16 protein-coding genes are annotated in these 18,292 nt (G+C 64.0%); 10 read left to right on the top strand and 6 right to left on the bottom strand.

The window, feature by feature from the left end; genetic code table 11:
• Positions 1-28 precede the first annotated feature (28 nt).
• From arsH to AQZ49_RS17670, 6 genes are all read left to right on the top strand, one after another.
• Positions 29-766, top strand: a complete 738-nt coding sequence (gene arsH / locus AQZ49_RS17695; RefSeq protein WP_067618759.1) for an arsenical resistance protein ArsH — start codon at positions 29-31, stop codon at positions 764-766.
• Positions 767-1,388: 622 nt separating this feature from the next.
• The gene (locus tag AQZ49_RS17690; RefSeq protein WP_067618757.1) at positions 1,389-2,105 is read left to right on the top strand and encodes a c-type cytochrome; all 717 of its coding nucleotides are present in this window, start codon (positions 1,389-1,391) and stop codon (positions 2,103-2,105) included.
• A 210-nt stretch (positions 2,106-2,315) separates the two neighbouring features.
• Positions 2,316-3,104: an SDR family NAD(P)-dependent oxidoreductase gene (locus tag AQZ49_RS17685; RefSeq protein ID WP_067618753.1), complete on the top strand. Its 789-nt coding sequence runs from the start codon at positions 2,316-2,318 to the stop codon at positions 3,102-3,104.
• A gap of 70 nt (positions 3,105-3,174) precedes the next feature.
• Positions 3,175-3,768: a hypothetical protein gene (locus tag AQZ49_RS17680; protein ID WP_067618750.1), complete on the top strand. Its 594-nt coding sequence runs from the start codon at positions 3,175-3,177 to the stop codon at positions 3,766-3,768.
• A 331-nt stretch (positions 3,769-4,099) separates the two neighbouring features.
• On the top strand, positions 4,100-5,002 hold the full coding sequence (locus AQZ49_RS17675; RefSeq protein ID WP_067618747.1) for a L,D-transpeptidase family protein: 903 nt from the start codon (positions 4,100-4,102) through the stop codon (positions 5,000-5,002).
• A 42-nt stretch (positions 5,003-5,044) separates the two neighbouring features.
• Positions 5,045-7,369, top strand: a complete 2,325-nt coding sequence (locus AQZ49_RS17670; RefSeq protein WP_067618744.1) for a GH92 family glycosyl hydrolase — start codon at positions 5,045-5,047, stop codon at positions 7,367-7,369.
• A 23-nt stretch (positions 7,370-7,392) separates the two neighbouring features.
• On the opposite strand, the gene AQZ49_RS17665 is transcribed toward AQZ49_RS17670, so the two are convergent.
• From AQZ49_RS17665 to AQZ49_RS17645, 5 genes are all read right to left on the bottom strand, one after another.
• Positions 7,393-8,235, bottom strand: coding sequence for a sigma-70 family RNA polymerase sigma factor (locus AQZ49_RS17665; protein ID WP_067618742.1), 843 nt, complete (start codon positions 8,233-8,235; stop codon positions 7,393-7,395).
• A complete protein-coding gene (locus AQZ49_RS17660) occupies positions 8,232-8,684 on the bottom strand; it encodes a carboxymuconolactone decarboxylase family protein (RefSeq protein WP_067618822.1) in 453 nt (150 codons plus the stop codon). Before AQZ49_RS17660 ends, AQZ49_RS17665 begins: the two co-directional genes overlap by 4 nt.
• Positions 8,685-8,793: 109 nt before the next feature.
• Positions 8,794-9,957: a fatty acid desaturase gene (locus tag AQZ49_RS17655; protein ID WP_231739295.1), complete on the bottom strand. Its 1,164-nt coding sequence runs from the start codon at positions 9,955-9,957 to the stop codon at positions 8,794-8,796.
• Positions 9,958-10,206: 249 nt separating this feature from the next.
• Positions 10,207-10,782 carry an HdeD family acid-resistance protein gene (locus AQZ49_RS17650; RefSeq protein ID WP_067618740.1) on the bottom strand — a complete coding sequence of 192 codons (576 nt, stop codon included), beginning with the start codon at positions 10,780-10,782 and terminating at the stop codon, positions 10,207-10,209.
• Between the two features lie 184 nt (positions 10,783-10,966).
• Positions 10,967-11,752, bottom strand: a complete 786-nt coding sequence (locus tag AQZ49_RS17645) for an alpha/beta hydrolase (protein WP_082701875.1) — start codon at positions 11,750-11,752, stop codon at positions 10,967-10,969.
• Positions 11,753-11,893: 141 nt separating this feature from the next.
• Between AQZ49_RS17645 and AQZ49_RS17640 the strand changes: the two genes are divergently transcribed.
• A complete protein-coding gene (locus AQZ49_RS17640) occupies positions 11,894-12,337 on the top strand; it encodes a MarR family winged helix-turn-helix transcriptional regulator (RefSeq protein ID WP_067618737.1) in 444 nt (147 codons plus the stop codon).
• Between the two features lie 256 nt (positions 12,338-12,593).
• Positions 12,594-14,990 (top strand): DUF3772 domain-containing protein, encoded by a 2,397-nt coding sequence (locus AQZ49_RS17635; RefSeq protein ID WP_067618734.1) that lies wholly within the window; start codon positions 12,594-12,596, stop codon positions 14,988-14,990.
• Between the two features lie 217 nt (positions 14,991-15,207).
• Here the strand turns inward: AQZ49_RS17635 and AQZ49_RS17630 are convergent, their stop codons facing one another.
• On the bottom strand, positions 15,208-16,251 hold the full coding sequence (locus AQZ49_RS17630; protein WP_067618732.1) for a rod shape-determining protein: 1,044 nt from the start codon (positions 16,249-16,251) through the stop codon (positions 15,208-15,210).
• Between the two features lie 117 nt (positions 16,252-16,368).
• On the opposite strand from AQZ49_RS17630, the gene AQZ49_RS17625 reads away from it, so the two are divergent.
• Together AQZ49_RS17625 and AQZ49_RS17620 are read left to right on the top strand one after the other, a co-directional pair.
• Complete coding sequence (locus AQZ49_RS17625) at positions 16,369-17,127, top strand: RNA polymerase sigma factor (protein ID WP_231739294.1); 759 nt, start codon at positions 16,369-16,371, stop codon at positions 17,125-17,127.
• Positions 17,124-18,089 (top strand): FecR family protein, encoded by a 966-nt coding sequence (locus AQZ49_RS17620; RefSeq protein ID WP_067618729.1) that lies wholly within the window; start codon positions 17,124-17,126, stop codon positions 18,087-18,089. Before AQZ49_RS17625 ends, AQZ49_RS17620 begins: the two co-directional genes overlap by 4 nt.
• The last annotated feature ends 203 nt before the right edge of the window (positions 18,090-18,292 follow it).

Below are 18,292 nucleotides of genomic sequence, written 5' to 3'. Positions count from 1 at the left end.
CGGCGCTGTTCCGATCCAAGGATATTGCATGACCCGCCTGCGCGATTTGCCGGACCCCGATTATCTGCCTGCTTTGAAGCCGCAATACGCCCATCGTCGCCCTGCATTGGGGCTGGGCGCGCTGGAGCCACCGCCGCGGATACTGTTGCTCTACGGTTCCTTGCGTGAGCGGTCCTATTCGCGTCTCGCCGTGGAAGAGGCAGCACGCCTGCTGCGTTGGTTCGGCTGCGAGACACGCATTTTCGACCCTGCCGATCTGCCGTTGCCAGATCAGGTGGTGGGCGACGATCATCCAGCGGTGGATGAACTGCGTCAGCTATCGCTGTGGTCCGAGGGGCAAGTGTGGTGCAGCCCCGAGCGCCACGGCCAGATCACCGGTATCATGAAGACGCAGATCGACCATCTGCCCCTGGCGATGAAGGGACTGCGGCCAACCCAGGGGCGCACGCTGGCGGTGATGCAGGTCAGCGCGGGTTCGCAGTCGTTCAATTCGGTCAACACCTTGCGCGTGCTGGGGCGATGGATGCGGATGTTTGCAATTCCCAACCAATCCTCGGTCGCCAAGGCCTATGACGAGTTTGACGAAGCCGGCCGGATGAAGCCGTCCGCCTATTACGACCGTATCGTCGATGTGATGGAGGAACTGGTCCGCTTCACCGTGCTGCTCCGTCCGCACGCCGACCAACTGGTCGATCGCTATTCCGAGCGGGTCGAGCGCGATTGTCCCGTCGAGACGCCAGTCGACAAGGCTGGACTGGCCAATTGAAGTCGCTTCACTGGAATGGCTGCAATCCATATAGTCCTGTCGGAACTTGCCGGTCGGCAAACGGCCTAGTTGCTGTCGGGACGACGAGCGGTCAAACAAACGCTGAGTGTCCGGTCCTGCCGGAACCTGTCGTTAAGCATCCAGCCAGGGAACGTCGGGTTTGTCCCAGCCTTGGTCTTTCAAGTGCCACGTTACGACGCTGACCGAAGGACCGGTTCTGACGTCCCAACTCGCGCTGCTTAGCGTCGGGTTTGGCGGCGGAGACCGACGCGCGCCCTTGCCTTGACAACGAACACCGGCTTTCAGCATCTGTGCGCGCTATAGGGGTGGGTTCGACCGCTTTGAGAATTTGACCTCGTGCGGAATCAGGGCAGGGTGGGGCGATGCTGACGCGATCCGGGTTCCTTGCACTTGCTGCATTTGTGCTGGTTGCGGCGGCGCCTTCTGCGGGGCTGGACTGGGCGTTTCCTGGTGCGGGGCCCACGGGGGCGCCGGTTTCGGCGGCGCGGGTCTATCGGTTGCCGGGGGCGGCGAAGGGGTTCAGCCAGGCGGCGATTGACGATATGGACCATGCGCCCGACTGGTATGCGGATGAGCATCCGCATACCAGTCGGGCGCGGTGGTGGACCATGTCGGGGGGGCCTGCGGCTATTGCCATCTGGTCAGTGGCGCGGGGCGGAGCGAGAATGCGCAGCTTCGCGGGTTGCCGGTGGACTATATCGAAGAGCAGGTGCACGCCTTTGCCAGCGGCGCGCGCCGTTCGGCCCGGCACGCCTATCCCACGGCCTATATGGCGGCGGCGGCGCGCACGATCGGCGCGGCGGATCTGCGTGCGGCCGCGCGGTACTTTTCCGCGCTGGAGCCGGTGCGGCACGCCCGCGTGATCGAGGCCGCCACCATTCCCCGCGCGGTGCCGATGGATTTCGTCTATACGTTCGACACCTCGGCGCGTGAACCGCTGGGCCATCGCATCATCGAGGGACCGGTGGATGCAGAGCGGCACCGCCTGCGCGATCCGCACGAACAGACGGTTGCCTGGGTTCCGATCGGTTCGATCGCGCGCGGCGGTGCCCTGGCCAACCGTGGCACCGCCCGGTTTCCCGCCTGCGCCGGGTGCCATACGCGGCATTTCATCGGCATCGGAGGCGCTTCGCCGACGTATATCGTTCGCCAGCTTCAGGAATTCCGCGCGCGCACGCGCAACGATCCCGGCGCGGGCCCGATGCAGACGGTCGCGGCGCGGTTGCGCGATGCAGAGATCATCGATCTGGCCGCCTATATCGGCAGCAGACCCGCCTGGACACGCGCCGAAATGGCCGCCTCGATGGCGAAACCGTGACCGGCGGGCTTGCGCAAGGGTCACACCGCGTCGGGCCGCGAAACGCGCGAGATTGCTGACGAATTGTTGCTTAACCCGATGAAATCACTCACACAGAGCCCTATCTGGGGCGGGACAATGGCAGCGTCGTTGCGGCAGGGGTCTGCTGTGCGGCGGCGGCATTTGATCACCCGCAAGTGAACGGCACTTGCGCGCACAAGGACCAGAACAATGGATCTTCAGCTTCACGACAAATTGGCACTCGTCACCGGCAGCACCGCGGGCATCGGCAGGGCCATCGCCGCCGCGCTGGCCCAGGAAGGCGCGCGGGTGATCGTCAATGGCCGCACGCAAGAGGCGGTCGATCGCGCGGTTGGCGAACTGTCGGCGGCGGGCGGCACGATCGAGGGCTTTGCCGGCGATCTGGCGACGCCTGACGCCGCGCAGGCGCTGTTTATGCGGTTTCCCGATGTCGAGATTCTGGTCAACAATCTGGGCATTTTCGAACCCAAGCCGTTTGAAGAGATCCCCGATGAAGACTGGCGCCGGTTCTTCGATGTCAACGTGCTGTCGGGCGTGCGGCTTGCGCGGCTCTATCTGCCCGCGATGCGCACGCGCAACTGGGGGCGCATCATCTTTATCTCCAGCGAGAGCGGGGTGCAGATCCCGTCGGAAATGGTGCATTACGGCATGACCAAGTCCGCCCAGATCGCGGTGGCGCGCGGCATCGCCGAAAGCGTGGCCGGAACCGCCATCACCGTCAACAGCGTGCTGCCCGGCCCGACGCGTTCGCGCGGCGTGGTCGATTTCGTCGAGACCCTGGCGCAATCGGGGGGCAAGAGCTTTGCCCAGGTCGAAACCGAGTTTTTCGAGCATGTCCGCCCCACCTCGCTGATCAGGCGCTTTGCCACGCCCGAGGAAGTGGCGGCGATGGTGACTTATGTGGCCAGCCCGGTCGCCGCGGCCACCAACGGCGCCGCGCTGCGCGTGGATGGCGGCGTTATCAAGAGCGCATTCTGATTGCACGACCGGGGGGTACGGCCGTTGGCGCGTACCCCCCGGATACTTGCCTAATCGAAAGGAACCCTTGATGCGTGTTCTGCACAAAGGCCTTGGCTGGTTGGCGCTGCTGACCGCCGCGTTGCTATCGATGCCGGTTTACGCGCAGACCAGTGCCGCGCCCGCCGACACCTGCCAGCCATCGGCTGATTCGATCCAGAGCCGCGCGGGGCAGGAATGGACGGTGTTGTTCGGGTGGCGCTTTGCCAATCCCGCAGATGGGGTGGCGGCCTATCGCAAACTGGTCGCCGGGATGTCGCCATGGGCCGATTGGGACCCGCCGGTGGCACAGACCCTGGCCATAGGCACGCGCTTTGCCATGGCGATGGCGCCGGATCAGCCGGCGACCAGCCCCGGCGGGTTTGGCACCTTCGATCATATCGCGGCAGTCAGGGACGTGCGCGAAGACCTGGCCGTGCGCGCCGACTGGAAGCCAAAGGTCGATCATGTGGTTATTTTCGAGGTTGTCCGCCCGCTGCCGGTGCTGGTCGGCCCGATCGGGCCGCAAGTCGATCCCACGGTCTGCGAAATCCTGCCCGGTCGCTGGTCGCAGTTCCAGATGCAGGTCGCCCCGGCCGATCGCGCCAGCTATCTCAAGGTGGTGACGAGTTACACCATTCAGTAATCGGGGCGCCCCGCAGGAAATGTCCGGCCCTGCTCCGCCCGCCAAACCTCGCCTTTTTCGATCCTCCCCGTTTCGGGGAGGGGGACCAGCGAAGCTGGTGGAGGGGTTTCGTGACTGGGTAAGATCTTGAAAATACGCGGATCATGACTGGCGGCTTGGTCCATCTTCGTGGCATTGCACAATCCGGTGGGGCCCCTCCACCGGCTTCGCCGGTCCCCCTCCCCGTTTCGGACAGGATTTTTCTGGACTTGATCGAAGGGCCCTTAATCGGTTAACCATTTACGTTGACCGGGGGATAACCATTTTCAGGCGCACAGGCATAGCGTTTGCGTTGTTTTCGCTGGTGTTGCTGGCCAGCGCGACGCTGTTCGCCGCGTTGCTGCCAGCCCGCGCCGCGCAGGAACGATCGGCAGCGACGGCGTTCGGCATCAATGTTCGGAGCGGTCCCGTTGCCGTGCCCGTACGGCAAACGCCGACGATCGCGCAGGCGCTTGAATCGGGCGTGCTGATCGTGATCAGCAAGGCTTCGCAGCGCATGCAGGTATTCAGGGACGGCCAGCCCTGGCTGTGGTCGCCGGTTTCGACCGGACGGCGCGGCCACGGCACACCGGCGGGGGTGTTTCCGATTCTCGAAAAACAGCGGTTTCACCGATCGAACATCTATAGCAACGCGCCGATGCCCTTTATGCAGCGCCTGACCAGCGGCGGCATCGCCATTCACGCCGGGTATGTGCCGAACCACCCCGCCTCGCACGGATGCATCCGCGTGCCTTTTGCCGTCGCCCGCTCGCTTTTCGGCGTGACCCGGACCGGTGACACGACCGTCGTGATCATGAACGAGGCGATGCAATCCGACGATCAGGCGCGCCGTCTGGCGCTCGCCGTCCAGCAGCCCAAGGCCGCATCGCCCGTGTCGCCGGGCCTGCCCCACAGCCCGGCACAAGTGGCGAACGATACCGGCCCGGCAACGCCCCCGGGCCCGGCGGACGCCCAGCCCGCGCCCGGCGCAGGGCAGACCATCCAGCTTGCCGCCGCCTTGTCACCGCAAGAGGCCGAGGCCCGCTGGACCTGGCTGATCAGCGTCCACGCCGAACTCGGCCGGTTCGACAAGGCCGTCGTCCCCGTGGTGGTGGGATCACGCCGCTATTTCCGCCTGCGCGCCTCGGGGCCGGGTGCCTTTACCACCTGTTCCCGCCTGAAGGGCGCGGGTATCGACTGCTTCAGGGTGATCTGATTGAGATTGCGGAAACCGCAGTCTTTGCTCCATAAACCGGCGATGCGCGCATCATTCGTTTTCGCCCTTTGCCTGTCGACCCCGGTTGCCGCCCAAAGCGACCCGGCCCCGTTGCTCAGCGTCGATCCGATGATCGGCACGGGCGGCGAAGGTCACACCTTTCCGGGGGCCACGGCGCCGTTCGGCATGGTTCAGCTTTCACCCGATACCGATACGACGTGCCAGATCAGGGCCTGCTATGGGCATGCCGCCGGGTATCGCTATGAAGATCCGACCATTCAGGGGTTCAGCCACACCCATTTTTCGGGCGCGGGCCATTCGGACCTTGGCGATATTCTGGTCATGCCACAGGCCGGGGCCGACGTGGCGCTTGATCCGGGTGATCCCGGACAGCCCGGTTCCGGCTATCGCTCGCGGTTTGACCACCACAGCGAGATCGCCCGGCCCGGCTATTATGCGGTGACCTTGCGCGACAGCGGGGTGCGCGCCGAACTCGCCGCCGGGACGCGCATCGGCGTGCATCGTTATACCTTTCCGCAAGGCCAGCCGGCGCATCTGCTGATCGACATGCGGTCGTCGCTGTACTATTATCCCGGCAAGATCCTGTGGTCGGGGCTGCATCTGCTGCCCGACGGCACGTTGACCGGATTTCGCGAAACGCGCGGCTGGGCGCCGGGACGAAAGCTGTTTTTCGCGATGCGGTTCTCCGCGCCATTGACCGGGCACGGGTTTGTCGACCGCGATCCGGCGGTGCTCTACAAGGGATTTCAGGGGCCCGGGCGCGGCAGCGATGCCCTGTCCGAAAAACTGGGGCGCGCGCTGGAAGCCCGGCTCGATTTCGGCGTACTGACCGCGCCGCTAGAAGTGCGGGTGGGATTGTCCGGCGTGGACGAGCGTGGCGCGGTGGCCAACCTCGATGCAGAACCGGGGGATTTCGATGCGGTGCGCGCACGCACGGCCACCGCCTGGACGCAGGCGCTTGGCGCGATCGAGATCGACGCGGCCCAGCCGATGCGCCGCAATATCTATACCGCGCTCTACCACGCCCTGCTGGCGCCGAGCGTGTGGAGCGACGCCGATGGGCGCTATCGCGGACCCGATGATCAGGTCCACCTGGCGCAGGGCTTCACGTTCCGATCGACGTATTCGCTGTGGGACACGTTTCGCGCCGAACACCCGCTGCTGACACTGATCCAGCCCGAACAGACCACCGCCGACGTGGTGCGCTCGCTGGTGGAAAGTCAGCGTTACAGTCCCGACGGCATCCTGCCGGTGTGGCAGTTTGCCGGACGCGAAACATGGACCATGATCGGCTATCACGCCGTGCCGGTGATTGCCGACGCCTACCTGAAGGGCCTGCGCGGCTTTGACGCCGATGCCGCGCTCGCTGCGATGGTCGCCAGCGCAGACCATGCCGCCTATGGCGGGCTGGGCGAATATATGGCGCGGGGCTATGTGCCGATCGACAAAGAGCCCGAGGCCGCCTCAAAGACGGTCGAATATGCCTTTGACGACTGGACCATCGCACGCATGGCGCGGGCGATGGGGCGTACCGCGATTGCCGACCGGTTCGAAAAACGCGCAGGCAACTGGCGCAACAGCTTTGATCCACAAACCGGCTGGGTGCGCGCCCGGCTGTCGACCGGCGCTTTTCGCACGCCGTTCGATCCCGCCGCGATCAACTATGGCTCTGACTATACCGAGGGCAATGCCTGGCAATATAGCTGGTTCATGCCGCAGGACGAGGCCGGGCTGATCCGCATGCTGGGCGGCGATGCGAAAGCCGTGGCAAAGCTGGATGCGATGTTCAATTTCGACACCTCGAAACTGGACTACAGCCATGCAGAGGACATTGCCGGGCTGATCGGGCAATATATCCACGGCAATGAGCCCAGCCACCACGTCGCCTATCTCTATGACTATGCCGGCGCGCCCTGGCGCACGCAGGAACGGCTGGCCCAGATCGTGGCCTCGCAATACAAGCCGACCCCCGACGGGCTGGCCGGCAATGACGATCTCGGGCAGATGTCGGCCTGGTTGGTGTTCACGGCGCTGGGGTTCTATCCGGTTGCGCCGGGATCGAACCAATATGTCATCGGCCGACCGTTCGTGGACCGCGCGGTGATGAACCTGCCCAATGGCAAACGGTTTGTCATTGTCGCCGAAGGGCTGTCGGCAGCCAATGGCTATGTGCAATCGGTCATGCTCGATGGCCGCGCCCTGCCCCGCAGCTTTATCACCGATGGCGATATCCGCGCCGGGGGCGAATTGCGCTTTACAATGGGCCCGACGCCCAACCGGCACTGGGCCACATCGGCAGCGGCGCGGCCCTATTCGATGTCGAACGGGTCCGCGCCTGCGAACTGAACAGGATCACCGCGCCGGCAGGATCAATGCACGCGGCCCAGCTTGTCGGGATTGCGCGTGACATAGATTGCGCTGATGCGGCCATCCTCGATCAGCAGCGCGGTGGTCGGTGGCAGGCCATCGGGTTCGCGCGTGATAAAACCGGGCAACCCGTTGATCATGGCAAACCGGATCAGTTGCGACGGGGCGCGACGCAGGCGGGCCAGCGCCACCTGCGCGCGCAGAAACTCGGTTGCGCCGTGCAGGACGCGGGCAACCGACGGACGTTTGCCGCCGCCATCGGAATGGAAACGCACATCCTGCGCCAGCAGGGCGCCCAGTTGCGCCATGTCGCCGTTGCGTGAGGCGTCGAAAAAGGCCGCGGCAATCGCCTTGCCCTGGTGCTGGTCGAGCGGAAAGCGCGGACGTTCCATCCGTACATGCGTTCTTGCGCGGCTGGCCAGTTGCCGACAGGCCGCCTCGTCCCGGTCGAGCACGCGGGCGATGTCCTCAAAGCTTTCGTCAAATACGTCGTGCAGCAGAAAGGCGGCCCGTTCCAGTGGCGACAACCGTTCCAGCGCCAGCAACAGCGGCAAAGTCACATCCTCGTCCCAGTCGTCTTCCACCACGGGTTCGGGCAACCACGGGCCGATATAGCTTTCGCGCTGGAACCGGGCCGATTTCATGTGATCGAGGCAGAGCCGCGTGACGATGCGGCGCAGGAATGCGGCAGGCACTGCAACCTGCCCATGGTCCACCCCGCGCCAGCGCAGGAAGGCATCCTGGACGATATCTTCGGCATCCGCCAGCGAGCCCAACATGCGATAGGCAACACGCAGCAGCCCGGGCCGCTGCGCATCAAAGATCAGGCTGGCCGCCTCGGTCATTGCCAGCCCAGGTCCGGGGCATAGATGTTGAAACCCACTGCCAGCCGGTTCCACCCGTTGATCGCGTTGATCGCCAGCGTCAGTTGCACTTGCTCGGCCTCGGTAAACTGCGCCGCCAGCGCGGCATGGACGGCATCGGGTGCGCGCCGGGTGGCGATTTCGGTCACATGCTCGGTCCAGCCCAGCGCGGCGCGTTCGCGATCGGTATAGCATGGCGCTTCGTGCCAGGCAGCCAGCAGATGAATGCGCTGTTCGCTCTCGCCCGCCTTGCGCGCATCGGATGTGTGCATGTTCAGGCAATTGGCGCAGCCGTTGATCTGCGAAGCGCGGATCTTCACCAGTTCGAGCAGCGACGTTTCCAGCCCGCAGTCGGCCACGGCCTGCGAAAACGCGTACCACGCTTTGAAAATGTCGGGCGAGGCGGTGTAGAGATTAAGGCGCGGGGCCATGGTAACATCCTTTTGCGATTGGGATGCCACCATGACGAGCCGGGCATGTCCGATGTGACATGCGGCGCACATTTTTTCTGTCGCGGCGCGCCGATCCGGCCGCTTCGCGTCAGGGATAGGCGGGTTTGCCGTCTTGCGCGGCAGCGATGCGGGCGTTGGCGGCCTTCAGATCGCGAAACCCGATCAGGCGATGGCTCTCTTCGTCCCACAGCGCCAGGCGCCAGCAGGTCAGACTGTCGCGCAGCGTGATGCGGCGGCTGACCCGGTGCAGTTCGGGTGCTGAATCGAGGCAGGCCTGCAAGTGATAGTTGGGAATGCGGATCGACAGGTGATGGATGTGGTGCAGGCCGATGTTGCCGCTGAACCATTGCAGGATCGGCGGAAGATCGAAATAGGAACTGCCCCGCAGCGCCGCCGCGTGGAAGTTCCAGGTGCCATCGCGTTCCCAATAGGTGTCTTCGAACTGGTGCTGGACATAGAACAGCCAATTGCCGATCCACGCCGCAACGATCATCACCGGCAGGTATGTCGCCAGCACCGCGCCAGCGCCGAACAGCACCATCGGCACGCCAAACACCACGATCAGGACGACGTTGAGCGACATCACACTGCGCCGCGCCGTGCGGTCCTGCCACTTCCGGCCCGTAGCCAATCGTTGCAGCACGATGAAGTTGAGCGGTGCGCCGACCAGCACCATCACGAACGGACTGCGGAACAGCCGGTAGCCCAGCCTCTGCAAAGGCGTGGCCGCCTGATATTCGCGGACCGTCATGGTATCCACATCGCCCCAGCCACGGCGGTCGAGATTGCCACCCGTCGCGTGATGGATGGCGTGGCCCCTTTTCCATTCGGAATAGGGCGTGAGCGTGAACACGCTGATCAGGCGACCCACCAAATCGTTGGCGGCGCGCGACTTGAAAAAGGACCCGTGGCCGCAGTCATGCTGGATAATGAACAGGCGCACCAGCAGCCCGCCAGTCGGGATGGCCAGCAACAGGGCCAGCCAGTACCGGCCTTTGGTCGCCGTGGCGATCACCACCAGCATAACCAGGAACAGCGTCCCGGTCGTGATCAGTTGAAACAGGCTTCGTTTCAGGTCGGGCCCATAGGCCCTGAACCGCCGCACAAGGTCGCGGCCGATCATCTCTGCGTCGCGCACAAGCGTCAGGTCCTGGCCATCGGTCATCACGCGGTCGCTGGCGCCCTGTGCCTGGAAGCGAAGGCCTGAGCCGGTGGCGCGATCATACTGGGTGTCGTTGGGTATCGAAGTCACGGAATAGCGGTCTTTCGGCAGGCCGCTTGCTCACCCCGGGGTTTGCATAGCGGAAGCATGGCCGTGCTGACGCGGCCTTGTCGTTCAGTTTGGAATGGACAAACAGCAGCGCCCCGGGTGCCTGCCGCAATCATCGCAGCCTTATCCCTGATCGTGTTTCGCAAGTGGCCGCTCTTCGCACAAATTTCAAGCGCCACCGTGATTGCGCCCGCAATATCAACGCGTGACCCTGACCGCAATGCGCCAGCGTCAGGTCTTTCGGACCGCGAACGCCAGCATCACGATGGTCAAGCCCATGAAGAACAGGTTCACCCCGGCAATCACGCCGATCGCCCACGCCGCGGTTCCTGGCCAACCGTTCCAGATCAGGAACACCAGTCCCAGATCGATGATCCCCCGGAACAGCAGCCAGCCCCAGTTGCGCGCGTGGTGACGAAAATCGAGCCCGGCAAGGATCGCCGAAAGACCCTCGACAAAGAACAGCGCCGCCAACAACGTGGTCAGCGTCAACGCCCCGCGCAACGGATTGACCAACAGCAAGGCGCCAACCACGATCGCCAGCACCCCGGCCGACAAAGACCACCAGTAGCCCGGCGCATGGCGGGCGTGCAGCAGGCTGACCACCCGCACCAGGCCGCCCGCACACAACAGCCAACCGACCAGGATGTCGACGGCCAGCGTGCCAAGCAATGGCATCGTAAACGCCAGCACGCCGAAAAATTCCAGCAACAGGCCTTCGCACAGCATCAGTTTCCAGCGCTCGGCCAATCGCGCTCCGATACGATCGCGCAGCAGGTCTGGTGTCGGCAGGTGTTCGAAGGCCATTGTTCCGCTCCGTGGTTTCGATGCAACGTGATCGACAGGACGCGCCGGACATCGGACGGACGCAAGGCAGAGGTATCCGGACCGCCACCACCCCGTCAATCGACTTGGACCATCCAGCCGACACAACCGCAAAGCGCCGGATCTCGCGCGGAGATCCGGCGCCATGGGGCAATGGGACGTGCGTTTACTGGCCGGCGTTGCGTGCGGCCTCTTCAATGAACGTGGCCACCACGGCGGGCTGAGACACATAGATGGCGTGGCTGCCGGCGGCTTCTTCGACATGGGCGTGGGCGCGTGCGGCCATCATGCGCTGGGCGGCCGGCGGGATCATCTTGTCATCGGTGGAGACGAGATAGAAGGTCGGCTTGACGCGCCACGCCGGATTGGTGACCGCACCGGTCAGCGCGGCAACACCCCATGGCACTTGCGATGCCGCCATCACGCTGGCGGTGTCGGGATCGACATCGGCCGCAAACGACCCTGCAAACTTGGCATTGTCGAGGAACAGATAGCCATCCTTGGGCGGCAGGATCGGCGGCACCGGGGCGCCCGCCGGGGGATTGGCGATCAGCGAACCGACCGATTCACCCTTGTCCGGCGCGAACGCGGTCACATAGACAAGGCCCGCAACTTTGGCATCGGTGCCCGCTTCGGAAATCACCACGCCGCCATAGCTGTGGCCGACCAGGATGACTTTGCCGTCGGCGGCGGCGATGGCCCGCCGGGTGACCGCAACATCGTCGTCCAGCGTCTGGGTTGGGTTCTGGACAATCGTGACTTTATAGCCGTCGCGGGTCAGGATCTTGTAAACCCCGGCCCAGCCCGATCCGTCAACGAAGCCGCCGTGCACCAGCACGATCGATTTGACGGGAGCAGCGGCGTGGGTGGCGTAGGTGTCCTGGGCGAACGCGGGGAACGCGCCCAGAGCGAGAGCGGCAGTGGCGGCGAGCAGGGTGATGGACTTGCGCATGGGCTTTCTCCGTTTGATATGGTGCGATAATTATTATTGCGATAAGTCTTAGCTACAGGAGGCCCTTGCCCTTTGTCCAGCAAAAGTTTATTGCGATATACATTATCGGAATAACATATTGATTCGAAAGCGAGGAATTTTGTGAGCGAACCCGCCAACGCCCCGCCGCCGCTCGACGCACAACTGTGTTTTTCGCTCTATGCGACGACGATCGCGATCAACCGGTTGTACAAACCGATGCTCGATTCGATGGGCGTGACGTATCCGCAGTACCTGGTGCTGAGCACGCTGTGGGAAAAGGACGGCCAGACCATCTCGGCGATTGCCGACCGGCTGGCGCTGGAGCCGAGCACGATTACCCCGTTGATGAAGCGGCTGGAAGCGGCCGGTTTCGTGTCGCGCCAGCGCAATCCTCACGACGAGCGCCAGGTGCAGGTGTTCCTGTCCGCCAAGGGCAAGGCCCTGCGCAGCGATGCCTCATGCCTGACTCAGGCATTGCTTGAAAACTCGAAACTGTCGATCCCGCAGATGGTTGCGCTCAATGATCAGGTCCGCCAGCTATATGGTGCCCTGACCGCGCGGTAAAACAGGGTTCAATCGTGCCCGCCCTCCCCTCATTGCCGGGGAACGGTGCCACATTTCCCCCAAAGCGAGCGAACAGGCCGTCGGACGGGATTGTCGGGGCCGCCAACTTGAGCGATCGTGCACGCAGAACGCAAGGCCCCCATCGGGATGGGGCACATCGGGCACAAAGCGAGACATGATGACGATCGATCTGCCTGAACGAATTGAACAAAACCGCACATTGCGAACCCTTCCAGGCCGGGTGGCACCGGTGCGCATGACAATGCTGGTTGGCGTGCTGTGGGCGCTGTGGCTGGCGGTGGCCGGCCCGGCCTACGGCCAGTCGGCGACGCCGATCGCCACGATTGCCCAGCAGGTCAACCAGTATGACGCCGCGTTGCGGGCGATTGCGCGCGACGCCCGCGATCCGAAACTCGACGACGATGCGCTGCGCCAAAGGGTTGCGGCGATTGCGCCGATCGATCAGGCGCTCGATGCGATCGTAACCGACTTGTCGGCGCGCACTGCCGCAGTCGATGCGCGGCTGGCCGAGCTGGGACCCGCCCCCGGGGCGGGCCAGCCGCCCGAAGCGCCCGAGGTCAGCCAGGAACGCGCGCGCCTGGTCGCCTTCCGCCAGTCGGTCGACAGCGAGGTCAAGCAGGCGCGCGTGCTGACGGTGGTCACCGACCAGTTGACCACCCATCTGGCCGATCGTCGGCGAGAGCTGTTTTCGACGCGGCTGTGGACCAGCGGCCGATCAGTGCTCGACCCGCGCCTGTGGATCGATTTTGCGCAGAATGTCCGGTTCGACGCGGCCCGGATCGTTGCGATTTATCAGGCGGAAGTGCGCCAACTGGTGACCACCGCGCCCAGCGATGCGGTGCTGGTCGGCTGGGTGGTCAGCGCGCTGATCGCCGCACTGCTGATCTTTCCGGGCATCCTGCTCCTGCTCCGCCTGGGCGATCGCTATGTGGCGGGCATCGAGACGGCATCGCGGCTGCGCCGATCGCTGCGCGCCTTGTTGATCGTGTGCATCATCACCGCCTTGCCGCTGATCGCGGGCTGGCTGATCCGGGTGACACTGGGCGCGGGTGGGGCGCTGACGCCGCAGATGGATGGCGCGCTGGCCATCCTCATTCGCGCGACCGGGTTTTCGGCGCTGTTGTATGGCATTGCCCATGCCTTGCTGGCCGCAGAGGCGCCGATCTGGCGACTGGCCCCGATCTCTGACGATCATGCGGCAAAGCTGCGGCGCTTTCCCGCACTGACGGCCATCGCCGTGGGTGTGGCCAACGGCGTGGCCGGGCTGAATTCCGCCTTTGGCATGTCGCTGTCGACTTCGATGATTACCGATGCGATCACCGTGCTGATCGAACTGGCGATCATCGGCCGCGTGCTGATTGTCGTTGCCAGCAACCGCACGTCCGCCAGGGAGGCGCACGTCGATGCCGCCACGCGGCGGTCGCAAGTGCCCTGGGCAATCGCCGCGCTGGCGAGCTGGGTCGGACTGATCTGGGCGGTCGGCGCCGCGGTGTTCGGTTATCTTGCACTGGCGACGTTCCTGATGCGCGAAATGGTGTGGAGCGCGACAGTCCTCGGCTGCCTGTTCCTGCTGATCCATTTCGCCGATGACCTGTTTCCCGCCTTGCTCGGGCCCCACAGCCGCACCGGGCGCTTCATCGGATCGGTGCTGGCGCTGTCGCGTTCGACGCTGGACCAGATCGGGATACTGCTGGCAGGCTTTGCACGGCTGTCGCTGCTGTTGTTCGGCTGGACCGCGATCGTCGCCCCGCTGGGCGCCAGCACCAGCGATGTCGTGGGCCGGATCAGCTCGAGCGATCTCATCCTTCATATCGGTCCCGTCTCGATCTCGCCCGGCACGATCATCGGGGGCGTGCTGCTGTTTGCGGTCGGGCTGATCGTCACCCGCGCAATCCGCAACTGGGTGGAAAAGCATTACCTGCCCAGCACCACGCTCGACATCGGTGTGCGCACTTCGTTGTCGGCCGGCGTCAGCTATCTGGGGGTGTTTGTCGCGCTGCTGCTGGCCAGCGCCTATCTCGGGGTCAGCCTTGACCGGATCGCACTGCTTGCCGGTGCGCTGTCGGTGGGCATCGGGTTCGGCCTGCAGGCGGTGATCGGCAATTTCGTGTCGGGGCTGATCCTGCTGGCCGAACGCCCCGTCAAAGTCGGCGACTGGATCGCGATCGGCGATCTGGAAGGCGATGTAAAACGCATCAATGTGCGCGCCACCGAAATCGAAATGGCCGATCGTTCGCGCCTGATCGTGCCCAATTCCGAACTGGTGACCAAGACCGTTCGCAACGTGACCCATGGTGAAGCGCTGGGCCGCATTCGCATCGTGCTCAAAGTCAACGACGATGCCGATGTGATCGCATTGCGCGATCTGCTGCTGGCCCATCTGGCGGGGCATGAAACCGTGCTGCGGGACCCGGCGCCGAATGTGTACCTGACCGACGCGCGCGACGGCGGCCTGGAATTCACCTGCTTTGCCTATGTCCCGTCCGCGCGCCAGGCCTTTGGCGTGCGCAGCGCGCTGCTGTTCGAAATCATTCCCGATCTGCGCGCCAACGGCTTTGCGCTGTCCAATTCGACCCCGATCGTGAATGTCGGCATGATCGATCGGCCGATCGAACCTTCGGCACCGGGATGAGGTTGCCGGTGCCCGGTTGGAAATTCCGGCCATGCCGGAATTTCCTGAAGACGGCACCGGCCCGCTCCCCGCGACGAAGAGCACGAAAACGTCCGGGGGACGTTTTCGCTGAGGAGCCGACCACCCATAGGATACCTATAGTAGGGTGGTCGGGTGGGGGAGCGGGCCGGTGCCGTCTACAAAAATCACCTCTTTCGGCGAATTTTCAAAACGACTCTCACGCCGCGTGCAGGACACCCCGATACGTCGCATCCTCAAGCACGCGTCCGGCCCCCATGGCCACGCAGTTCAGGGGGTTGTCGGCCACTCTGACCGGCAACCCGGTCTCATGGGCCAGCAGTTTATCGAGATTGGCCAGCAGTGATCCGCCGCCAGTCATGACAATGCCGCCATGGATGATATCCGCGGCGATCTCGGGCGGGGTGTTTTCCAGGGCGTTGCGGACGGCGGCCACGATCTGCCCGACCGGTTCGGCCAGGGCATCGACAATCTCGGACTGCGACATCGCGATTTCGACCGGCACGCCCCTGGCCAGATCGCGCCCCTTGATCACCGCAACCGGCACCGGGCCCTGCCCGCACAACCGCGCAGAGCCCATTTGCAGCTTGACCCGTTCGGCCGTGGCCTCGCCGATCAGCAGATTGTAGTTGCGGCGCACATGTGACACGATGGCATCGTCCATCCGGTCGCCGCCGACGCGAACCGACAACGCCAGGCTGAGCCCGCCGACCGCGATAACGCCGACTTCGGTGGTTCCCCCGCCAATGTCGACCACCATCGATCCGATCGGATGGGTGACCGGCAGATCGGCGCCGATTGCCGCCGCCATGGGCTCATCGATCAGCCAGACTTTGCGTGCGCCCGCGTTGGATGCCGCATCGCGGATCGCGCGCCGTTCGACAGGCGTTGACCCCGAAGGCACGCAAACGACAATTTCGGGTCTGCCCCGCATCGGACCGCCCGGCCCTTGCGCCTTGCGGATGAAATGCTTGATCATCTGTTCGGCCACTTCGAGATCGGAGATGACCCCGTTGCGCAGCGGGCGGACCGTCTTGATATGATCGGGGGTGCGCCCCATCATCATCTTTGCATCGTTGCCGACCGCCAGCACGCTGGTGACGCCGTTGATGGTCTGCAGCGCGACCACCGATGGTTCGGCCAGCACCACCCCCAGCTTGCGCACATAGACCACCGTATTGGCGGTCCCGAGATCGATCGCCAGGTCGGAGGATGCAAAGGAAAACAGATCAAATAGGGACATAGGCTCATCCGCGGTTCAAACATCCCTCCGCCAGCGCCCTGCTAGCTGAGCGGAATATGAACCGATTACCCGGTCTGCGGCACAATCCCCCCTGTGCGGGACCAACGGGCTTGCCCCATGCCGGTTGGTGTGCGCGGATCGCTGCAAAGGGCCGGCGCAGGCCTATTCTTGCGTTTCGCCAAAAAAATTGACGCTGGCGGGAAGGGTTTTTTGGATTCATGTCTCTCACTGGGAAAAGGCAATAAATGCGCAGGGACATTGGGGGAGGGCGTTACGCAGTCGGAAGGGCAACATAACCTTGCGCGTCGTCGTGCGCTTGCGGCGTGGGTGGCGCGCGAGATCATGCCGCATGAGGGGCGGGTGCGTGCGTGGTTCGCACGCAGACGCTTGAGCCCAGAGGATATCGATGAGCTTATGCAGGAAGCCTATTGCCGAATAGCGATGCTGGACGGGGTCGATCACATCGATTCCGGCCATGCCTATTTCTTTTCCGTGGCGCGGAACCTGTTGCTGCGTCGGCTAAAGCGGCAGCGCGTCGTGCAGTTCGAGGAAATCTGCGAAATCGAGAGCTTTCGGGACCAGAGCAATCCTTCGCCCGAAGAACAGGCCGCCAATCGCCAGGCCTATGACCGGGTGTTGACGCTGATCGCCGGTTTGCCCGAGCGGTGCCGCAACATCGTCGAATTGCGCAAGATCGAGGGCTGGTCGCAAAAAGAGATCGCCGCCCATTTCGGGATAACCGAAAAAGCCGTGGAAAAGCAGGTGTGGTCCGGTGTCCGGGCCGTGCGCGAAGGATGGTCGCGCCAATTCGACCAGCCACCGATCGGCGGTGATTTTGCCGACCCTGCGCGCCAGCGCAAGGCGGTTGAGCCATGACCGGCACAGGCCCCGATGATGCGCTGGAAGCGGCGCGCTGGGTTGCGCGGATGGATTGCGGCACCTGGAGCGATGCGGACGAGGCCGCGCTGCAGCAATGGCTGGCCGGTGCGCCCCGGCGCCACGGGCTTTTGCTGACAACCCATGCGGCATGGTTGCTGCATGACGAGACCGCCCCGCAAGCGCCCGCCACCAGCGAGGATGCAATCGAAAGCCCAGTCGCAAGCCCCGTGCGGTGGCGCAGGCGCGCCGTGCTCGGGGGCGTGGCCGCGGCCGGGATCGGCATGGTCGGTTCGGCCCTGTGGTACGATCCGGGCGTGGCCTATGCGACCAAGCTGGGGGAAATCCGCCGCGTGCCATTGGTCGACGGTTCAGTCATGACCATCAATTCGGGCAGCGAAATCAAGGTTCACATGGCCAAGCGCGCGCGCGAGGTCGAAATCGCGCAGGGCGAGGCATGGTTCGAAGTGGCCAAGGATGCCAGGCGGCCGTTTGTCGTGGCCGCGGGCAATGCCAAGGCCATGGCGATCGGGACCGCCTTTTCGGTGCGCAAGCGCGACAGCGGGGTCGAAGTGCTGGTCACCGAAGGGATCGTGGAAACCTGGTCGGAAGATGTTGATTCCCCGCGCCTGCGCGTCACGGCAGGCCAGCGGGCCTTTATCGGCGACCAGTCGATCGTGCATTTCGAGGCAACCCACGCCTCGGGGGTGGATCGTGCACTCGCCTGGCGCGAAGGCATGATCGATCTCAACGGCACGACGCTGGGCGATGCCGCCGAAGAGTTCAACCGTTACAACGATCGCAAGATCCTGATCTCGAACCCGGCGATGATCGGCGAACAGTTCGACGGGGTGTTTCGCATCGACGATCCCGAAGGGTTTGCCAACGCCGTGCGCAGTGCGCTCAATGCCAACGTCAACATGGACGATCCACGCTGGATCAGGATCGAACCGGCGCGATAGAGCGGCCACACGCCAAAAAATCATTGCAAGGCAGTATATTATCGAAAAACTGGCATCTTTTTCCAGAAATTTTTTCTAAAAAATTGCACACATTGGGAAGGAAACTTTGGATCCGGGACTCTTGGTAAGCAAAGGGGCAAAAAAGCTCTTTGGATCAAAGTTTCTTGTTGAGGGGGAATTGATGCCATATTCTGCAATTCGTC

The organism is Novosphingobium sp. FSW06-99, assembly GCF_001519065.1.
In the GTDB taxonomy this organism is placed as follows: domain Bacteria; phylum Pseudomonadota; class Alphaproteobacteria; order Sphingomonadales; family Sphingomonadaceae; genus Novosphingobium.
The sequence above is the reverse complement of the archived record's forward strand: the minus strand, read 5'-3'. Positions and strand labels throughout refer to the sequence as shown.